The organism is Streptomyces sp. NBC_01520 (assembly GCF_045040375.1).
GTDB lineage: Bacteria > Actinomycetota > Actinomycetes > Streptomycetales > Streptomycetaceae > Streptomyces.
In genome coordinates, this window is record NZ_CP109404.1 from 7928869 (window position 1) to 7943557 (window position 14689).

General features: G+C 69.9%; 17 protein-coding genes and 3 pseudogenes. 8 read left to right on the top strand and 12 right to left on the bottom strand.

The window, feature by feature from the left end:
- Positions 1–38 precede the first annotated feature (38 nt).
- From OG524_RS35590 to OG524_RS35605, 4 genes and pseudogenes are all read right to left on the bottom strand, one after another.
- Positions 39–873, bottom strand: a pseudogene (locus OG524_RS35590) (cytochrome P450); the annotation flags it as partial.
- Positions 870–1016: pseudogene (locus tag OG524_RS35595) on the bottom strand (cytochrome P450); the annotation flags it as partial. The pseudogenes OG524_RS35590 and OG524_RS35595, both read right to left, overlap by 4 nt.
- Positions 980–1474 (bottom strand): aminotransferase class V-fold PLP-dependent enzyme, encoded by a 495-nt coding sequence (locus tag OG524_RS35600; protein ID WP_405812396.1) that lies wholly within the window; start codon positions 1472–1474, stop codon positions 980–982. The pseudogene OG524_RS35595 and the gene OG524_RS35600, both read right to left, overlap by 37 nt.
- Complete coding sequence (locus OG524_RS35605) at positions 1390–1674, bottom strand: IS3 family transposase (protein ID WP_405812397.1); 285 nt, start codon at positions 1672–1674, stop codon at positions 1390–1392. Before OG524_RS35605 ends, OG524_RS35600 begins: the two co-directional genes overlap by 85 nt.
- 543 nt (positions 1675–2217) lie before the next feature.
- Here OG524_RS35605 and OG524_RS35610 point away from each other — a divergent pair.
- Both OG524_RS35610 and OG524_RS35615 read left to right on the top strand, forming a co-directional pair.
- Positions 2218–2409, top strand: coding sequence for a hypothetical protein (locus OG524_RS35610; protein ID WP_405812398.1), 192 nt, complete (start codon positions 2218–2220; stop codon positions 2407–2409).
- The gene (locus OG524_RS35615; protein ID WP_405385963.1) at positions 2402–2941 is read left to right on the top strand and encodes a hypothetical protein; all 540 of its coding nucleotides are present in this window, start codon (positions 2402–2404) and stop codon (positions 2939–2941) included. Before OG524_RS35610 ends, OG524_RS35615 begins: the two co-directional genes overlap by 8 nt.
- A gap of 209 nt (positions 2942–3150) precedes the next feature.
- On the opposite strand, the gene OG524_RS35620 is transcribed toward OG524_RS35615, so the two are convergent.
- The 3 genes from OG524_RS35620 to OG524_RS35630 all read right to left on the bottom strand — a co-directional run bounded on the left by OG524_RS35620 (position 3151) and on the right by OG524_RS35630 (position 5406).
- A complete protein-coding gene (locus OG524_RS35620; RefSeq protein ID WP_405812399.1) occupies positions 3151–3288 on the bottom strand; it encodes a hypothetical protein in 138 nt (45 codons plus the stop codon).
- Positions 3289–3754: 466 nt separating this feature from the next.
- A complete protein-coding gene (locus OG524_RS35625) occupies positions 3755–5005 on the bottom strand; it encodes a hypothetical protein (RefSeq protein ID WP_405385960.1) in 1251 nt (416 codons plus the stop codon).
- A 227-nt stretch (positions 5006–5232) separates the two neighbouring features.
- A complete protein-coding gene (locus OG524_RS35630; RefSeq protein ID WP_405385959.1) occupies positions 5233–5406 on the bottom strand; it encodes a hypothetical protein in 174 nt (57 codons plus the stop codon).
- A gap of 534 nt (positions 5407–5940) precedes the next feature.
- Between OG524_RS35630 and OG524_RS35635 the strand changes: the two genes are divergently transcribed.
- A complete protein-coding gene (locus OG524_RS35635) occupies positions 5941–6150 on the top strand; it encodes a hypothetical protein (protein WP_405385957.1) in 210 nt (69 codons plus the stop codon).
- Complete coding sequence (locus OG524_RS35640) at positions 6147–6878, top strand: restriction endonuclease (RefSeq protein ID WP_405812400.1); 732 nt, start codon at positions 6147–6149, stop codon at positions 6876–6878. Before OG524_RS35635 ends, OG524_RS35640 begins: the two co-directional genes overlap by 4 nt.
- Positions 6879–6899: 21 nt before the next feature.
- Here OG524_RS35640 and OG524_RS35645 read toward each other — a convergent pair.
- Positions 6900–7834 (bottom strand): annotated as a pseudogene (locus OG524_RS35645) (silent information regulator protein Sir2); the annotation flags it as partial.
- A 132-nt stretch (positions 7835–7966) separates the two neighbouring features.
- Here OG524_RS35645 and OG524_RS35650 point away from each other — a divergent pair.
- Positions 7967–8194 (top strand): hypothetical protein, encoded by a 228-nt coding sequence (locus tag OG524_RS35650; RefSeq protein WP_405385953.1) that lies wholly within the window; start codon positions 7967–7969, stop codon positions 8192–8194.
- A 93-nt stretch (positions 8195–8287) separates the two neighbouring features.
- On the opposite strand, the gene OG524_RS35655 is transcribed toward OG524_RS35650, so the two are convergent.
- On the bottom strand, positions 8288–8842 hold the full coding sequence (locus tag OG524_RS35655; protein ID WP_405812540.1) for a transposase: 555 nt from the start codon (positions 8840–8842) through the stop codon (positions 8288–8290).
- Entirely contained in the window at positions 8761–9501 is a 741-nt protein-coding gene (locus tag OG524_RS35660) for a transposase (protein WP_405812401.1), read from the bottom strand. The genes OG524_RS35655 and OG524_RS35660 overlap by 82 nt, the downstream gene beginning before the upstream one ends.
- 243 nt (positions 9502–9744) lie before the next feature.
- Here OG524_RS35660 and OG524_RS35665 point away from each other — a divergent pair, with 243 nt between their 5' ends.
- Genes OG524_RS35665 through OG524_RS35675 form a run of 3 tightly spaced genes read left to right on the top strand, consistent with a single transcriptional unit; the run spans position 9745 to position 13116 of the window.
- Positions 9745–12027: an ATP-binding cassette domain-containing protein gene (locus OG524_RS35665; RefSeq protein WP_405812402.1), complete on the top strand. Its 2283-nt coding sequence runs from the start codon at positions 9745–9747 to the stop codon at positions 12025–12027.
- Positions 12028–12083: 56 nt separating this feature from the next.
- The gene (locus tag OG524_RS35670) at positions 12084–12437 is read left to right on the top strand and encodes a hypothetical protein (RefSeq protein WP_405812403.1); all 354 of its coding nucleotides are present in this window, start codon (positions 12084–12086) and stop codon (positions 12435–12437) included.
- On the top strand, positions 12427–13116 hold the full coding sequence (locus OG524_RS35675; protein WP_405385948.1) for a hypothetical protein: 690 nt from the start codon (positions 12427–12429) through the stop codon (positions 13114–13116). The genes OG524_RS35670 and OG524_RS35675 overlap by 11 nt, the downstream gene beginning before the upstream one ends.
- A 126-nt stretch (positions 13117–13242) precedes the next feature.
- Here the strand turns inward: OG524_RS35675 and OG524_RS35680 are convergent, their stop codons facing one another.
- Positions 13243–13665, bottom strand: coding sequence for a PPOX class F420-dependent oxidoreductase (locus OG524_RS35680; RefSeq protein ID WP_405385946.1), 423 nt, complete (start codon positions 13663–13665; stop codon positions 13243–13245).
- 208 nt (positions 13666–13873) lie between these two features.
- Positions 13874–14647 (bottom strand): SAM-dependent methyltransferase, encoded by a 774-nt coding sequence (locus OG524_RS35685; protein WP_405812404.1) that lies wholly within the window; start codon positions 14645–14647, stop codon positions 13874–13876.
- Positions 14648–14689 lie beyond the last annotated feature (42 nt).

The window sequence follows — 14689 nt, forward strand, 5'->3', positions numbered from 1 at the left end:
CCCGGCGGAACCCCATGTCCGCCGGACCGCACTCCGGTTCAGCTCCCGAGCCGCACCGGCAGCGCCGAGGAACTGTTCGAGAACAGGGACGGCACCGCGACGAGATCGTCCGGATCGACGGCCGGCGACAGCCCCGGGAACCGCTCGAACACCGCAGGCAGGGCCGGCGCAGCCTCCAGCCCGCCAGAGGTGCGCCGAGGCAGAAGTGCGGGCCGTTGCCGAACGCCAGGTGCCTGCCCTGCCCCCGGGCGATGTCGAACCGGTCGGCATCCTCCCCGTACTGTCCCGCGTCACGGCCCATTGCGCTGAACGGGGCCATGACCGCCTCGCCCTTCGGGATCGGCACCCCGGCGATCTCGACGTCCTCCAGCGGATAGCGGGAGGGGAAGTTGCCGATCGGGCATCCCGGCGCAGCGTCTCCTCCATCGCGCTCGCCCAGGTCTTCGCGTCACCCCGTACGGCGAGTTCCTGTTGGTCGGGATGGGTCAGCAGCGCGCGTACCGCGTTGGTGATCAGGCTCAGGGTGGTCTCCTGCCCCGCCGAGAGCATGAGCAGCAGGGTCCAGACCAGCTCCTCCTCGCCTAGCGCGTCCGGGGCAGCGGCACGGGCCGCGACCAACGCGCTGGTGAGGTCGTCGCCCGACTCCCGCCTCCGGCCCTCGACCACCCGCGCCAGCTCGTACTGCTCGATCTGGCTGGCCCGGACCTCCTAGGGCCGCAGATCGGAGCGGAAGATGTTGTCCATCAGCTCCTGCAGCCGAGGACGCTCCTCGGACGGAACCCCGAGCAGCTCGCAGATGACCTGCATGGGCACCGGGTGCGCGAAGTGTCGCCGGAGGTCGACGCTGCCGTCGGCCCCCACATGCGATGGCAGGGATGCGGACCGGCGGAGAAGGCCGGATGCGCACGGTTGCCCCACCCGTCGTCCGCACCGTCCGGCCTCACCTCGGGGTCGTCGGCGGCGGCGGCGTGCCCGAGGATCAGGCAGTCGCCGCGCCGGATGAACCGCCCGCCCAGGCCGCTTGGGCTGCGTCACAGCGGAAGAGGGCCCCGTGCCCGTGGGCCAGTGTGGCGAGTTCCGCGACCGGCTGAAGGGCCCCGGTCTCGTTGTTCGATGCCATCACCGATATCAGGACCGTGTCATCGGTGAAGGCGGCGGCCAACGCGGTCGGCTTGGGGAGCCCCTGCCGGTCGACAGGCAGGAGCGTCACCTTCGCGCCGTGCAGCCGCTCCAGCGTGCGGCATGTCTCCAGCACGGCGGGGTGCTCGGTGGCCTGCGTGATCACGTGTGCTCGTGGGCGGCCAGAGGCCGGCACCACGCCGCGCAGCGCCGGCAGGTCGGCCTCGGAACCGGAGGCTGTGAAGGCCACCTCCTCCACCCTGGCGCCGATCAAGTCGGCCACCTGGGCGCGGTCTTCTTTCCGCGGACGGCACCGGTGACGCCGAGCTCTCGCATGAGCCGTTCGACGGCGCACCGGGCCACGACGTGGCCTTGGCGGTGCAGCTCGCGCCAGAACTTCCTGTCCCCGTAGACACGGTAGTTGACGTCGAAGATCTGCTGGATGAGTGGCTTCAGCTCGGCGTCGCGGACAGTGCGGGCGGACGGGGCCTGGAGGCGCTTGCGGCGGGCGTAATAGGTGGATGGGGCGATCTTGCAATCGTGCTCGGTGAGCACGCGGCAGATCGGCTCGACACTGCCGAAGCGGGCCCGGTGCTCGTCGATGAACGCTACGAGCGTGTGTGTGGCCGGTCGAATCTAAGGCCGCCGCCTTCAAGATGTCGTTCGCCCGCTTCAGCTCGGCGATCTCCTTCTTCATCGCCTTGATCTGCGCGGACTCCTCCGTGGTCGTCCCCGGACGCTTCCCGGAGTCGACCTCCTCGCGCTTCACCCATACGACGTCGTCGTGGCCGCCTCCGGGCCCCGCGTCCCCGGGACGGTGCTGCGCCTGCTGCGTTCCGCAGGGGCTCGGCCGAACCGATGCCCAGCTTGTGGGCGACCGCCCGCAGCGCGGCCGACTCGTTCGGATAGTCACCACGGACCTCGGCGACCATACGGACCGCTCGTTTGCGCAGCTCAACGGGATAGGAGGAAGGACGTGCCATGACTCAATCCCTTCACGGAATGGAGTCTCTACCGAACCCGGAACGGTTCAGTGTCCATGAACACGCTTGCGTACGTTGCTCGCTCCTCCGACCGGACCCGGCCCAGCGCGGCCGATTGGAGGAGATCCGCGACAACCTCCTCGCCCGCATCGCCGAGGCCGAGCGAGAAGGCTGGCTCGGCGAGGTCGAAGGCCTCAAGGTCAGCCTCGCCGGAGCCGAGGATAAGCTCGCCCAGATCGACAGGCAGTCCCAGAAGGCCACCATCATCCTCGGCATGCCTACGACCAGGAGCGGGGACGTTGAGTAGCGACGCACATCGAGAAGAACCAGGCCACGATCTGAGCGCGTGGACGCTCGGCCAGCTCCAGAGGTTCATCCATGACGCCCGTGGCCAGCAACTTGAGACAGCACGCGTCGCCGCGCAGGCACAGGCCTACAACTCCAGCCATCCCCAGGAAGCCCGTCGCCAGTGGGCGAAGCTGTCGCTGCTCGCGAACCGACGCATGCTCGAACACGCCGAGGGACACCCTGCGCGCGTGGCTCAGCAGGACTTCATGCTCCGGATGTGGGTGATCGACCGGCTGGGCCCCGACGACACGGACCCCGACTGGAGTCCCGAGGCGCTGGCGTCCGACACGCTCGACGCACTGTCCTTCACGCCCCCGCAGGCCGCTGCTCTCGCCGAGGGCTGGCGCGACCTTCCCACCGGGCAGATCCGAGAGCTGCGGCGACACAAGAACCTGACGGCCCATCTGGAAAGCCTGGTCGGCTACCCGGCACCCGGGCTGGTGCGGGAACGACTCGTGACCTGGACCGCAACCCGACCGCTCCTGCCCTGACCAGCCCTCCAGCAATCAGATCGCTCCAACTGAGTTCCAAAGGTGAGGTTTCAGCAGAGGCGGTCGAAGATCAGAACGGAACCGACAGACCGGAGTCGCGCAGGCGGGCCGGAGTAACGGACATGCACTGCTGAACAGTCCTCCCATCGGCTCGCATCCCATGCGCCAACGGGCCGCCGCTGGCAGTGAACGTCCACGCCGGCGCGTTGTCAGCCAAGTCTCTCGGCGTCCATCCTGATCATGGCATTCACACCCTGCCCGCCCAGCCACTCCAAGATCAGAAGCGTCACGTCCTCGACGCCGCGTTCCTCATCGATCTTCGGCCAACGGCCTCGGTTCCCAGTCATCACTCCGACTCTATCCAGGCCTCGGAGGTGGTCCGGGGGTCCAACCGGATGTTCCGCCTCGTACGCGGCACCAGGCGCATCCTCGACGTGCTCGACGTCCTGCACCGCGCGGCGACCAGCCCGCGTACGCCCGTATTCCCTCCGGCAGCCTGCGGGCCACCGGCCCGTCCGTCCGCATACCCGGCAGGGGCGGTTGGCGAACGCGTCGGTGAGAAGGTCCTCGCGCAGTGCGCTCAGCACGGCGGAGGCCTCGGGGCCGCGGGTCCTGCGCAGGGTCGGCTGGCAAACTGGGTCGTTTGGGTCACGTTGACCGCGGTAGGCGGCGGGGCGGCCCCGGTCGTCAGCCACAGGACTGGTCCGCCGGGGTCCGTCTCAGGGACTACCCGGGAGGAACCCGAAGGCCATGCTCCCCGCGTGCACATCGGGCTCGTCCGGGGGCCGGGTGCGGGCCCCGTTCAAGGGCGCGTCACCAGTTCTTGTGCTGGACGTCGCCGAGGCCGCAGAAGGTGCAGCCGGCGCTCAGGAAGTCCTCCGTGCGGCGGAACTCCTCGTCGGCCAGGTGCCACCGCAGCCAGGCGGTGATGATGTGCTGGCCGTTGCGGGTGGCCAGGAGGTGGTCGGTGCCGTCGAGGATGTTGAACCAGACGGGCACTTCGGTGTTGGTGTAGTCGCGCTCCATGTTCGCCGTGGCGAAGTCCTCGTCTCCGCCGACGTAGAGGGCCGGATTCCGCAGGCTGTCCGGGCCCGTGCCGTCGAAGGAACCGCCGGCCACGTGGACGGTGGTCTCCAGCCGCTGTTCGTCCGCCACGTCGAACGTGCCGATCGACCCGCGGGAGTGGCCGCCGAAGGCGACTTCGGAGATGTCGAGGGCCTGGTGAAGCGGGCTGTTCGGGCTCGCGTTCTGGTCCTCCAGCCAGTCGAGGGCGTCGACCATGTAGGCGCCGCTGCTGGAGGAGACCTCGCTGTAGACGACGAAGCCGTGCGAGGCCCATTGGCGCAGCATGTCCTCGTAGGCGGCGGGGTCGGACCCCGCCCCCGGGCCCCAGACGAGGATCGGGTGGTCCACGCCGTCCTGGCCGGCGTTCGCCGGGTACACCAGCCACCCGTCGTCGTCGGGACCCGCGGTGCTGTCGACGGTCACCGCGTACGGCCCCGGCGCGGTGACGTCCGCCACCGGAGGCAGCGACCCGGGCGGCGGGTCGGTCGGACCTCCGCCGCCCGTGGCCTGCACGAGCACGTCGTCGACGGTCAGGGTCTCCAGGGCGCTGTTGGCGTCCAGGGAGAACCGCAGCCGCAGGGTGCGGTTGTCGACCGACGCCGGCAGGCGGAACGACACGCCGCCCGTGGCGGTGCGCGCCGATTCCAGGGGCGTGTAGGCACCGCCGTCCACGGAGTAGGCCGCGGTGAACGACTCGCCGAGGTCGAGCCCGGACGCGGCACGGGAGTACGAGACAGACACGTCGCGGTACCCGGACAAGGTGAGGGGAGCGGACGTCAGCACCGGATCGGTACGGAGCGACCCGCTCAACCGGGCGGCGCCGGTGGAGGTGCTGACGGAACCGGAGGCGGTGTAGGCGCCGAGACCGTTCGAGAAGTCCTCACGGTGGACCTGCGTGGCGGCGGAGGCGGGCGTCGCGGCCGAGCCGATGGCGCCCACGACCAGGGTGCTGACGAACACGGCGCCTGGCACACGCAGGCGGCGGCTGATGCGAGACATATCCGGGGTTCCCCTCTGAACTGCGCCTTCCGACCGGCCAGGCGCTCCGTTGCGGCACGTACGCGGGGTGGTACTCGTGCCCGACGGCCGGAGAGCGTTCCACCGCCATCGGCTCACAGCGATTCAACCGGCGGTCGCGGCGTAGGGAATCAGTGAAATCACCGGTGCCCGCACGGGGACCCTCGGACGGCGGAGGCCGTCCGACACCCCGCCCTTCAGCAGGCGAGCTACTCGATCTCCTCGACCGCCGCCGCGCACGTGTCCGACACCGGGTCGACGAGGGAGAAGTGACCGCCCCCGGCGCGCAGTGTCAGGCAGACGACCTCACCCGCCCTGGCCGCGGCGTCCACGTACGACCCGGCGATCGCGGGCGGCACCACGTCGTCCGCCTGCCCCTGCACGACGGCGGTCGCGATGCCGGTCGGGACGAGGGCGGCGGGGTCGGCGTACGGCCTCCGGTGCTCGAACTCGGCCTCCCGCCGGCATCTGGCTGGCGGAGGTGGGGCGCTGGGGTGAGGCCCGGCCGCTGCCAAGCACGTCGCCGGTCAGGGTCTCGGTGGCCGCGATGTTGGGCACGCCGAACGGGCAGACGTCGAAGGCTTGGGCCAGGATGTCGGCTTGCGCGACTCGGTCAGGCCGCCCTCGCGCCGGCAGATGAGCGCGGCGATCTACTCGGGGGAGGACAGGATCGGGGCCCGTGACGGCCGTCCGTCGGGTTCGGGGATCGCGTGGCGGGTCATCGCGTCGACGACCGTCTCAGCACGGGCCCGCCACGCGGCCCGTGCTGGCGCCCGGTATTCGGCCAGGTCCGATGGCTTTGTGCCATTCGTCGGCAACCTGCCTCCAACCTCGCTGTGGCCCGGCTACACAAGAGGGCTGGGGCAGGCGCTGCCGCCCCGCGGGGGAACGCCACGGTTCCGGGGGAGGTCCGGCGGTTGCTGACGATCAATGTGGCTGTGCTGCTCGCGGTCATCGTCGTCATACGGTTGCGGCGGCGTACGGAGGCCCGGAGCCGTATGGATGAGAAGTTCACCGTCGTCATCGTGCTGGCCCTGGGGGTGCTCATCGCGCCGACGCCCTTGGGCCGAGGAATCATGGACTTCCTGGGCGAGCTCGCGAGCGGTGTCACGCAGGCCGGCCGATGAGCCCCCGCCCACGCAGGGGCCGGCCAGCGGCGAGCCGGCGTCCGCCGGTACGGAGGCGGCCACGCAGGCCGGGCAAGCGCCGCCGGGGTGCGGACGACCGGCTGATCGGCTTCCTGGTGGCCGCGGTCCTCGCCGCCTTCCTGGTGGTGGCCGTTGTCGAATGGCTGCTGGCCCACTGGTGGATCCTGATCGTCATCGTCGTACTTGCGGCGCTGGCCGGCGGCGTCTGGCTCCACCACAAGCAGCAGCAGGCGCGGTGGGAAGCGGTCCGTACGCAGGGCCTGCGCTACGGACTGTCCGAGCTGGACGCCCTGCACCACACCCGGTTCGAGGACGCGGTGCGGGACCTGATGGGCCGTGACGGCTGCCGGGACGCCGTCCGGGTGGGCGGCGGCGGTGACCTGGGCGCGGACGTGAAGGCAACCGACCCCTACGGGCGGCGCTGGGTGATCCAGTGCAAACACCGGCGCAACGGCCTCGCCGGCTCCGCGGTGGGCACGCCGGACCTCCAGGTCCTCAACGGCACCGCCCGCCAGGTCCACGGCGCCGACATCGCGGTCATCGTCACGAACGGCCGGGTCACCAAGCCCGCTGTGGCCTTCGCCAAGCAGCAGCGTCTCCACGTCGTCGACCGGCACACCCTCGCCGTGTGGGCATCCGGCTCCCGCCCCCTGTGGGAACTGCTGCGGGCTGTCCCGCCTCCTCGCAGGCCAACGACCTTGTCCTGAGTGAAACTTCGCCGCGCCACAGCTGTCGGCGGGCACGTAACCGGTGCCGTCGAGGATCTTCAGGGTCTGGACGGCACGGGTGAGCAGGCCCTTGCCGTAGGAGCCGGTGTAGGCGACGCAGGCGTGCCGGACGAAGGAACTGTCCGCGTAGAAGCCGTCGGTGACGCCGTGCCGCAGTACGTGGGGGTCGATCGTCGCCAGGACGGTCAGCTGGTCGGCGACGGCCTCCGGACGCGGGCGTCGTCGCCGAGAACGGCACCCAGGAGCATCCGGTTCGTCGTGATGTCGGCGAGATTGGCGCCGGTGTGGAAACGCGAGTCGAGATCCACGTCGCCGTCCTCGCCGTCGCGGAGGTACGCGTCCATGGAATCCACGTAGGCCGCCGCCAGGGCGGGGCGGTACGCCGCGAGCACGTCCCCCAGGAGTACGAACGTCCTGGTCACATACGCGGGGATGCCGATCTCCCAGTGGAACCAGTTTCCGTGGTACCCCTGCGACGGGTCGCCGAAGTACGTGTCGTGGAGACGGACGAGGCCGTCGACGACCCGTCGCCGGACCACCTCGTCCTCGTGCGGCGGGCCACCCGTCCCGGGGAGGCGGGTGGCGAGGGCGATCTCGTACAGGTACTGGAAAGACGGGCTCAGATTGACGTCGCTGGTGCCGAGCGGGACACCCTCGAACAGCTCACCCTGTCCGACGCCGTCCATCGCGGCGAGCCGGGCGCGCGCCGTCTTCAGCACGGAGGCGATCCGGGGGCCGGTCTCCGGCCGGGCATTGGTCTCGGCGGTGCCCGCGAACATCGTGACGGTGTTACGGAGCAGGGTGGTGTGGTCCGCGACCGCCGCCGGCCCGTCCCGGCCCGCCGCCCGGACCCGTAGGGCCTGGGCGACGGTCAGCAGCGCCGCCGCCGGGATTACGGAGAGTACGGAACGACGCGAGAGCTCTGCACGCTCCAAAGTCCGCCCTGGAAAGCGTTTGCTCCCAGCCAAGCAACGGAGTCTCACCGGTGTCAACGGGCCGGGACGCGGGTTTGCCGGGGGGAGCGGCGCCGGTAGCCAAGGGCGTACATGGAGGCGCACGCTGGAGGCATGGCCGGAAACCCGCCGATCGTCGTGCACCGGATCTCCGCCTCCGGGGGCAGGCGCGTCACCGTGCGTGGGCGCATCATGGGGCTCGCGCAATCAGACGACGAAGTCCTGGACCTCGTCGGCCGCGCCGGGCTCGACCGAACCGCGGACCTCCTGGCCGATCCGACCATGGTGGAGTGGGCCGACGGGCGTCCTCACCAGTACCGGCGGGCCGAACTCCTGCCGTGACGACGGACCGTGCCGCAGGCGCCCCGCTCCGGCCGGCGTCGGGGAGCGGGCATTCCGCGGACGAACGACCGGCCGTTGATGCTCCTGTTGCTGTCAAGCGGCGTGGAGCCAGTCGCGGTAGGCGTGGCTGAGGTCGTCGTTGCGGCTGAGGCCTCGTTCGAGTCGGGAGATGGCGGTTGGCCAGATGCCGAAGTGCTGGGCGGCGGCGGTGTGGGTGATGTTCTTGGCCTGTCGCAGGGGCCGTGGATCGCCGATGTCTGGAAGGGTGATCGTGGTGGTGAGGCAGCGGAAGACCTCCCGGGCGATGGCTCGTTTCAGGAGTCGGATGATCTCCTTCCTGGTCCGTCCGGCGGCGGTGTGTCGTGCGACGTGTTCGAGGGTGCGGGGGTCGCTGGACATGCGGACCAGGGCGATGCGGTAAGGGGCTGCGTTGGCGGCCCGGTCGCCCTCGCGGGAGAGGCGGTGGCGGTTGGTCCGGCCGCTGGAGGCGGGGACCGGTGAGACTCCGCACCGAGCTGCGAAGGACGCCTCGGTCCGCATCCGTTCGCGGTTGCCTCCGGCGGTGATCAGCAGTTGGGCGGCGGTGTCGGGTCCGACACCGTAGGCCGCCCGCAGGCCGGGGTTCTGTGCGGTGGCCTCGGCGTCCAGGGCCCGGGTGAGCGCCTCGTGTTCGGCGGTGAGTTCCTTGACGCGGCGGGTGAGGCTCTTCGGTGCGGTGAGGACCGCGACGTGGAGGGCGTCGCCGGCCGGCTGATGCCGGGCGAGGGCTTCCGTGCGCTTGGAGCCCTTGAGGTCCCGTACTTTGCACGGATGGTGTCCGGGGCGGTGACCAGGACGTTGCCGATCTGGTTGAGGGCGGCAGTGCGGGCCTTGATGGCGGGGCGGGCGGTGTTGTGCAGGGCGCGTATTGCGGTGACGGTGTCGTCCTTGGGCGCGCTGGAGGCCCTCCCGGACAGAGCAGCACGCCCGGCGGCGTAGGCGTCGATGGGGTCGGACTTGCCAGTGCGGCGGCGTTCGGCCCGGTCGGGCCGGTTGACCTCGATAACCTGGTGCTCGTGGGAGCGGGCGGTGCGGATGAAGCCGGCCCCGTAGGACGAGGTGCCTTCGACCCCGATCGCGGTCACCTGTCCGTGGGCGGTCAGAAAGGCCAGGGCCGCCGCGTATCCGGCAGCCGTGGTGGCGAACTCCGCGTCGGCGAGGTGGCCTCCGTTGTCGCTGATGACCGCGACGTGGATGGTGTCGGTGTGGGAGTCGACCCCGCCGGACACCTCCTGGTCCATGGTGTCCGCCGCAACCTCTGATGTCATGCTGATGCCTTCCCAGCCGAAGGTGGGCGCCGGCCGGGTGGCGCAGACAGGACATTGAAGGGGCTTCTTCCCAAGCTCCTACCAGGTCATGTTCCGCCCGGCCGGAGCCATGGGAACAGGTCCCGGCGGCCGGACAGAACAACGCGAAGACAGCCCAGCAGGACGTCAGTCAGTGCCCGGGCCACGACCACCGGGACCCGAGTAGCAGCATCAATGTCAGTGCCCTCCATTACGGTCGACACCATGACTTCAGCGACGACTCCAGCAACGACGCCGGCCGACGGTCACCACGTCATCCAGGTCCGTGGTGCACGTGAGAACAACCTCGCCGACGTGTCGCTGGACATCCCCAAGCGCCGGCTCACGGTGTTCACCGGTGTTTCCGGATCAGGGAAGTCCTCGCTCGTCTTCGGCACCATCGCGGCCGAGTCCCAGCGGCTGATCAACGAGACGTACACCGCGTTCGTCCAGTCGTTCATGCCGAGCCTGGGCCGGCCCGACATGGACGCGCTGCACAATCTGAGCGCCGCGATCGTCGTGGACCAGGAGCGGATGGGCGCCAACTCCCGCTCCACCGTCGGCACAGCCACCGACGCGTACACCATGCTCCGGATCGTCTTCTCACGCCTCGGCACACCGCACATCGGCACGTCCGGAGCCTTCAGCTTCAACCTTCCGGAAGGCATGTGCCCGCGGTGCGAAGGTGCCGGCCAGGTGTCGGACATCGACCTCGACCAGCTGGTCGACCGCGAGAAGTCGCTGAACGAGGGCGCCATCACCGTCCCCAACTTCGCGGTGGACTCCTGGTACTGGCAGATCATGGCGCGTTCCGGCTTCTACGACCCGGACAAGAAGCTCAAGGACTTCACCGACCGGGAGTGGGCCGATTTCCTCCACAAGCCGCAGGTCAAGGTGAAGGTGGACAGCAACAACTTCACCTACGAGGGCCTCGTCCTGAAGGTCCAGCGGACCATGCTGACCAAGGACCGCGACGCCATGCAGTCCCACATCCGGGCCTTCGTCGACCGGGCCGTCGTCTTCCGTGAGTGCCCCGACTGCGAGGGAACCCGGCTCACTGCCGCCGCACTCGCCTCGAAGATTGACGGGGTGAACATCGCGGAGTGCTCCGCGATGCAGATCAGCGATCTCGCCACGTTCGTGCGCGGGATCCACGACCCCGGCGTTGCACCTCTCCTGGCAGGGCTTCGGGACCTGCTGGACTCACTCGTCGAGATCGGCCTCGGCTACCTCAGCCTGGACCGGCCCGCCGGCACACTCTCCGGCGGCGAGGCGCAACGCGTGAAGATGGTGCGCCACCTCGGTTCCAGCCTGACGGACGTCACCTATGTCTTCGACGAGCCGACCATCGGGCTCCACCCCCACGACATCCAGCGGATGAACGACCTGTTGCTGCTGCTGCGCGACAAGGGGAACACCGTGCTCGTCGTCGAGCACAAGCCCGAAGTCATCGCCATCGCGGACCATGTCGTCGACCTCGGCCCGGGCGCGGGCACGGACGGCGGCCGGATCTGCTTCAGCGGTGACGTGCCCGGACTCCGCGCCTCCGGCACTCTCACCGGACGGCATCTCGAACACCGGGCACGGCTGCGGGAGAAGGTGCGCGAGCCGCGCGGGCACCTGTCCATCAAGGGGGCCGACCTGCACAATCTCAAGGACATCAGCGTCGAGATCCCGCTCGGCGTCCTGACCGTGGTGACCGGCGTCGCCGGGTCGGGCAAGAGTTCTCTCATCCATGGCAGCCTGCCCGCACGCGACGGTGTCGTGGTCGCCGACCAGACGCCCATCCGCGGTTCCCGGCGCTCGAACCCGGCGACGTACACCGGCCTGCTCAATCCCATCCGTACGGCGTTCGCCAAGGCCAACGGTGTCAAGGCAGCACTCTTCAGCGCCAACTCGGAGGGCGCCTGCCCCAAATGCAACGGCCTCGGGCTCGTCTACACCGACCTGGCCATGATGGCGGGCGTGGCATCCGTGTGCGAGGAGTGCGGGGGCAAGCGGTTCACACCCGAGGTGCTCACCTACACCCTGAACGGCAGGAACATCAGCGAGGTGCTGGGGATGTCGGTGGCGGAGGCCCACGATTTCTTCCCCTCCGGCCAGGCGCACACCATCCTCGGGCGACTGCATGACGTCGGCCTCGGCTACCTCCGGCTCGGGCAGCCCCTCAACACCCTCTCCGGCGGCGAGCGGCAGCGCCTCAAGCTCGCCATCCACATGGCGGAGAGGGCCGCGACGTATGTGCTCGACGAGCCGACCACGGGTCTGCACATGGCCGATGTGGACCAGCTACTCGCCCTCCTCGACCGGTTGGTGGACGCCGGCAACACCGTGATCGTGATCGAGCACCACCAAGCCGTGATGGCCCACGCGGACTGGCTCGTCGACCTCGGCCCGGGGGCCGGACACGACGGCGGCCGTGTGGTCTTCGAGGGGACGCCCGCGGATCTGGTCGCCGGAGGGGACACCCTGACCGCACACCATCTGCGGGAGTACGTCGGGGTCTGAGACAGACAGGGCGGCCGTGGCGCGGGGATGTCGGAGGAGTCTGGTGGGATGGACACATGCAAGTTCGTGACGCTGCTCGCCGGCTGCCCGACATTCCCGTCCTCCGGGACCGTTGCCGGGCGCCGACGACGGTGGAGGCGATTCTCGAGCCGGACTTCCCGTACCACCGCCACGGCTTCGACGCGCACCGGTCCGGGACACAGGAACTGGCCTGGACGGACAACGGGGGAGGGGACCAGTATTCCGTCGGCCTCTCGGCGGACGGAATGCACATCCGCGGATTCGACCAGACATCTCCCATGAACTTCGGCGTGACCCTGAACGGGTTCCGGGACGGCATCGCCGCCGCCGGGTACCCGCAGCACGCCTCGCGGACCACGGCCGACTCTCTCCGGTCCCATGAGCGCTAGCCGCGCCGACCGGCTCCGCAGGCTCGCCGCCTCCCTGCCCGTGCGGATCGAGGCCGAGTACTCCGCCTCCACCCATGGCTGGACGTTCGTGTGGACCGACGGGCCGACAGCCGCATTCGTACGGCGAGCAGCTCAGGAGGCGGAACCGGACCTCACCGAAGGGCTCCGGTACGTGCGCCGGTACGCGGAGGAGACCGTCGCCCTCGGCGCCGTCCGGCTGACGGTCGCCACCTGCGCCGCAGAGGCCCGCCACCGCCCCGTGATCAGTCCCGCAGCCGTCGAGGAGTTCTGGCGGCATGTCAGTCTGCCGATCCCCTCGACGGACCGTGAGCGCCTACTGGTGTACGCGGTGATCTACGAGGTCCGTGACGGCCACCACCGCAACAGGGCTTACGACCACGAGATCTGCGACATGATCGGCCGGTACGGCCTGGCGCCGCTCCTGCGGCGGGCGGGTGGCGAACTGACACCCATCGAGGCCTTGACCGACCATTACGCCTCGACGCACGCCCACCCGGCCTGGCGGTTCAGACTCGCCCCGATGACCGCGGCGGCGGCCTTCGACGCGGTCCGCGACGACCCGAAGGCGAGCCAGGAACTCATCGCCGCAGCCCTCACCCTGCTCCCCGAACTGCCCGGCACCTCGGCAGCCGAACTGAGAGCACGCCTCTTCGGCTGAGCAAGGCCGCCTCCCGTGTACGGGGGCGGTCCACGCCGCCCCCGTACACGCTCCGGCGCGGCGTGGGGCCTTGCCGTGCGGTCGGCCGCAGCGGCGCACAAGCGGGACCGACACCAAGGAGCAGGCTCAGCCGCCCGCCTGGCTGCTGTCGCGGAAGCCGCCCCACCCGTGCCAACGGTCGATCTCGATCCAGGCGCTCACCCGGTCACGGTCACGCTGGGAGTACGGCCGGCCGAGGTAGTGCCGGGACAGCCGGTCGATGTCGGCCAGGCCGGTGTCGTCGCGCAGCTCGACGATGCGCCCGATGAGGGTCACATGGGTGTACCAGTCGGCCTCGTCGATCACGGTCAGCGTGACCCGTGGGTCGTTGCGTACATGGTCGAGACGCCTGCGGCCCTCGTCCATGTTGACCAGCACCCGGCCGTCGTCCCAGAGGTACCAGGTCGCCGTGGACACCGGCTGCCCGTCGGCACGCAACGTGGCGATGACAGCCGGATTCGGCTTCCTCAGCATGGCGACCGCGGCGTCGGGGAGCGGCGGCTCGGACATGTTCTCTCCTCTTCGTCGGACTGCCCCTGACCCACCCGGGACGGTGTACCGCACGGCGTGATCAGGAACGTGCGCTCCTACGCTGCCACATATCGGGCACCACATCCCGCACCATGTCCCGTCGGCACGCGTCGACGACCCGCAAGGCCCCTCACCAGGCCATGTGCGGTGTGCCCGTGTCCGTCCCACCGCTAGCACGGGCACGGGATCAGCCCGCGCCCCCCTTGCGCGCGGTCACCAGGGCGAAGCTGAGGAACTCCCCGCCGTCCGTGGTGAGCATGTCGATCACGGGCTGGTGCGCAGCCCGGCCGTCCGGCCGGAACTCGGCGCACGCCCGGGCCCACAGCAGCCAGTCCCACCAGGCATCCGGCTGCAGCCGCGCGGACGTGACCGTCACGAGCTCGGTGATCTCCCACTGGAAGCGCCACCATTCGGCCGTGTGCCAGGCGATCGCCTCCCATCCGACCACGTCCTTCACATGACGGGGTATCACGCCCGACTCACGGACCTCACGGGTCATCGCGGGCGTCGCCATGCCCAACTGTCCACCCGGACGCAGGAACCCGGCGAGGTAGGGCAGATAGCCGTCCGCCGTGCCGAAGTACTCGAAGGCATCGATACTCACCACGGCGTCGAAGCTCTCCTGATCGAAAGGCAGCACATGCGCCTCCGTGTGCACGGCCTCCACCCGGTCGCCGACACCGGCCGCGGCGAAGACGGCCGCAGCCTCGTCCGCGCCGATCCACCAGTCCGCCGCCACCACCTGGACGCCGTACTCACGGGCCAGGAAGACCGACGTCGCCCCCTTGCCGGAACCGAGATCGAGAACCCGCATACCCGGGCGCAGATCAAGGTCCTCGGCAAGGTTCTCCAGCAGCCACAGGGGGTGCGGCCCCATGTCCAGCCCGAGCAGCCATGCCGGGTCGTAGCGGGACGAGCGCGGATAGCGGTCCGGGCGCACCAGATCTTCGAAGGCGGTCACGAGCCGCAACCCAAGCGGATCACGGACGCTCGTACAACCGGA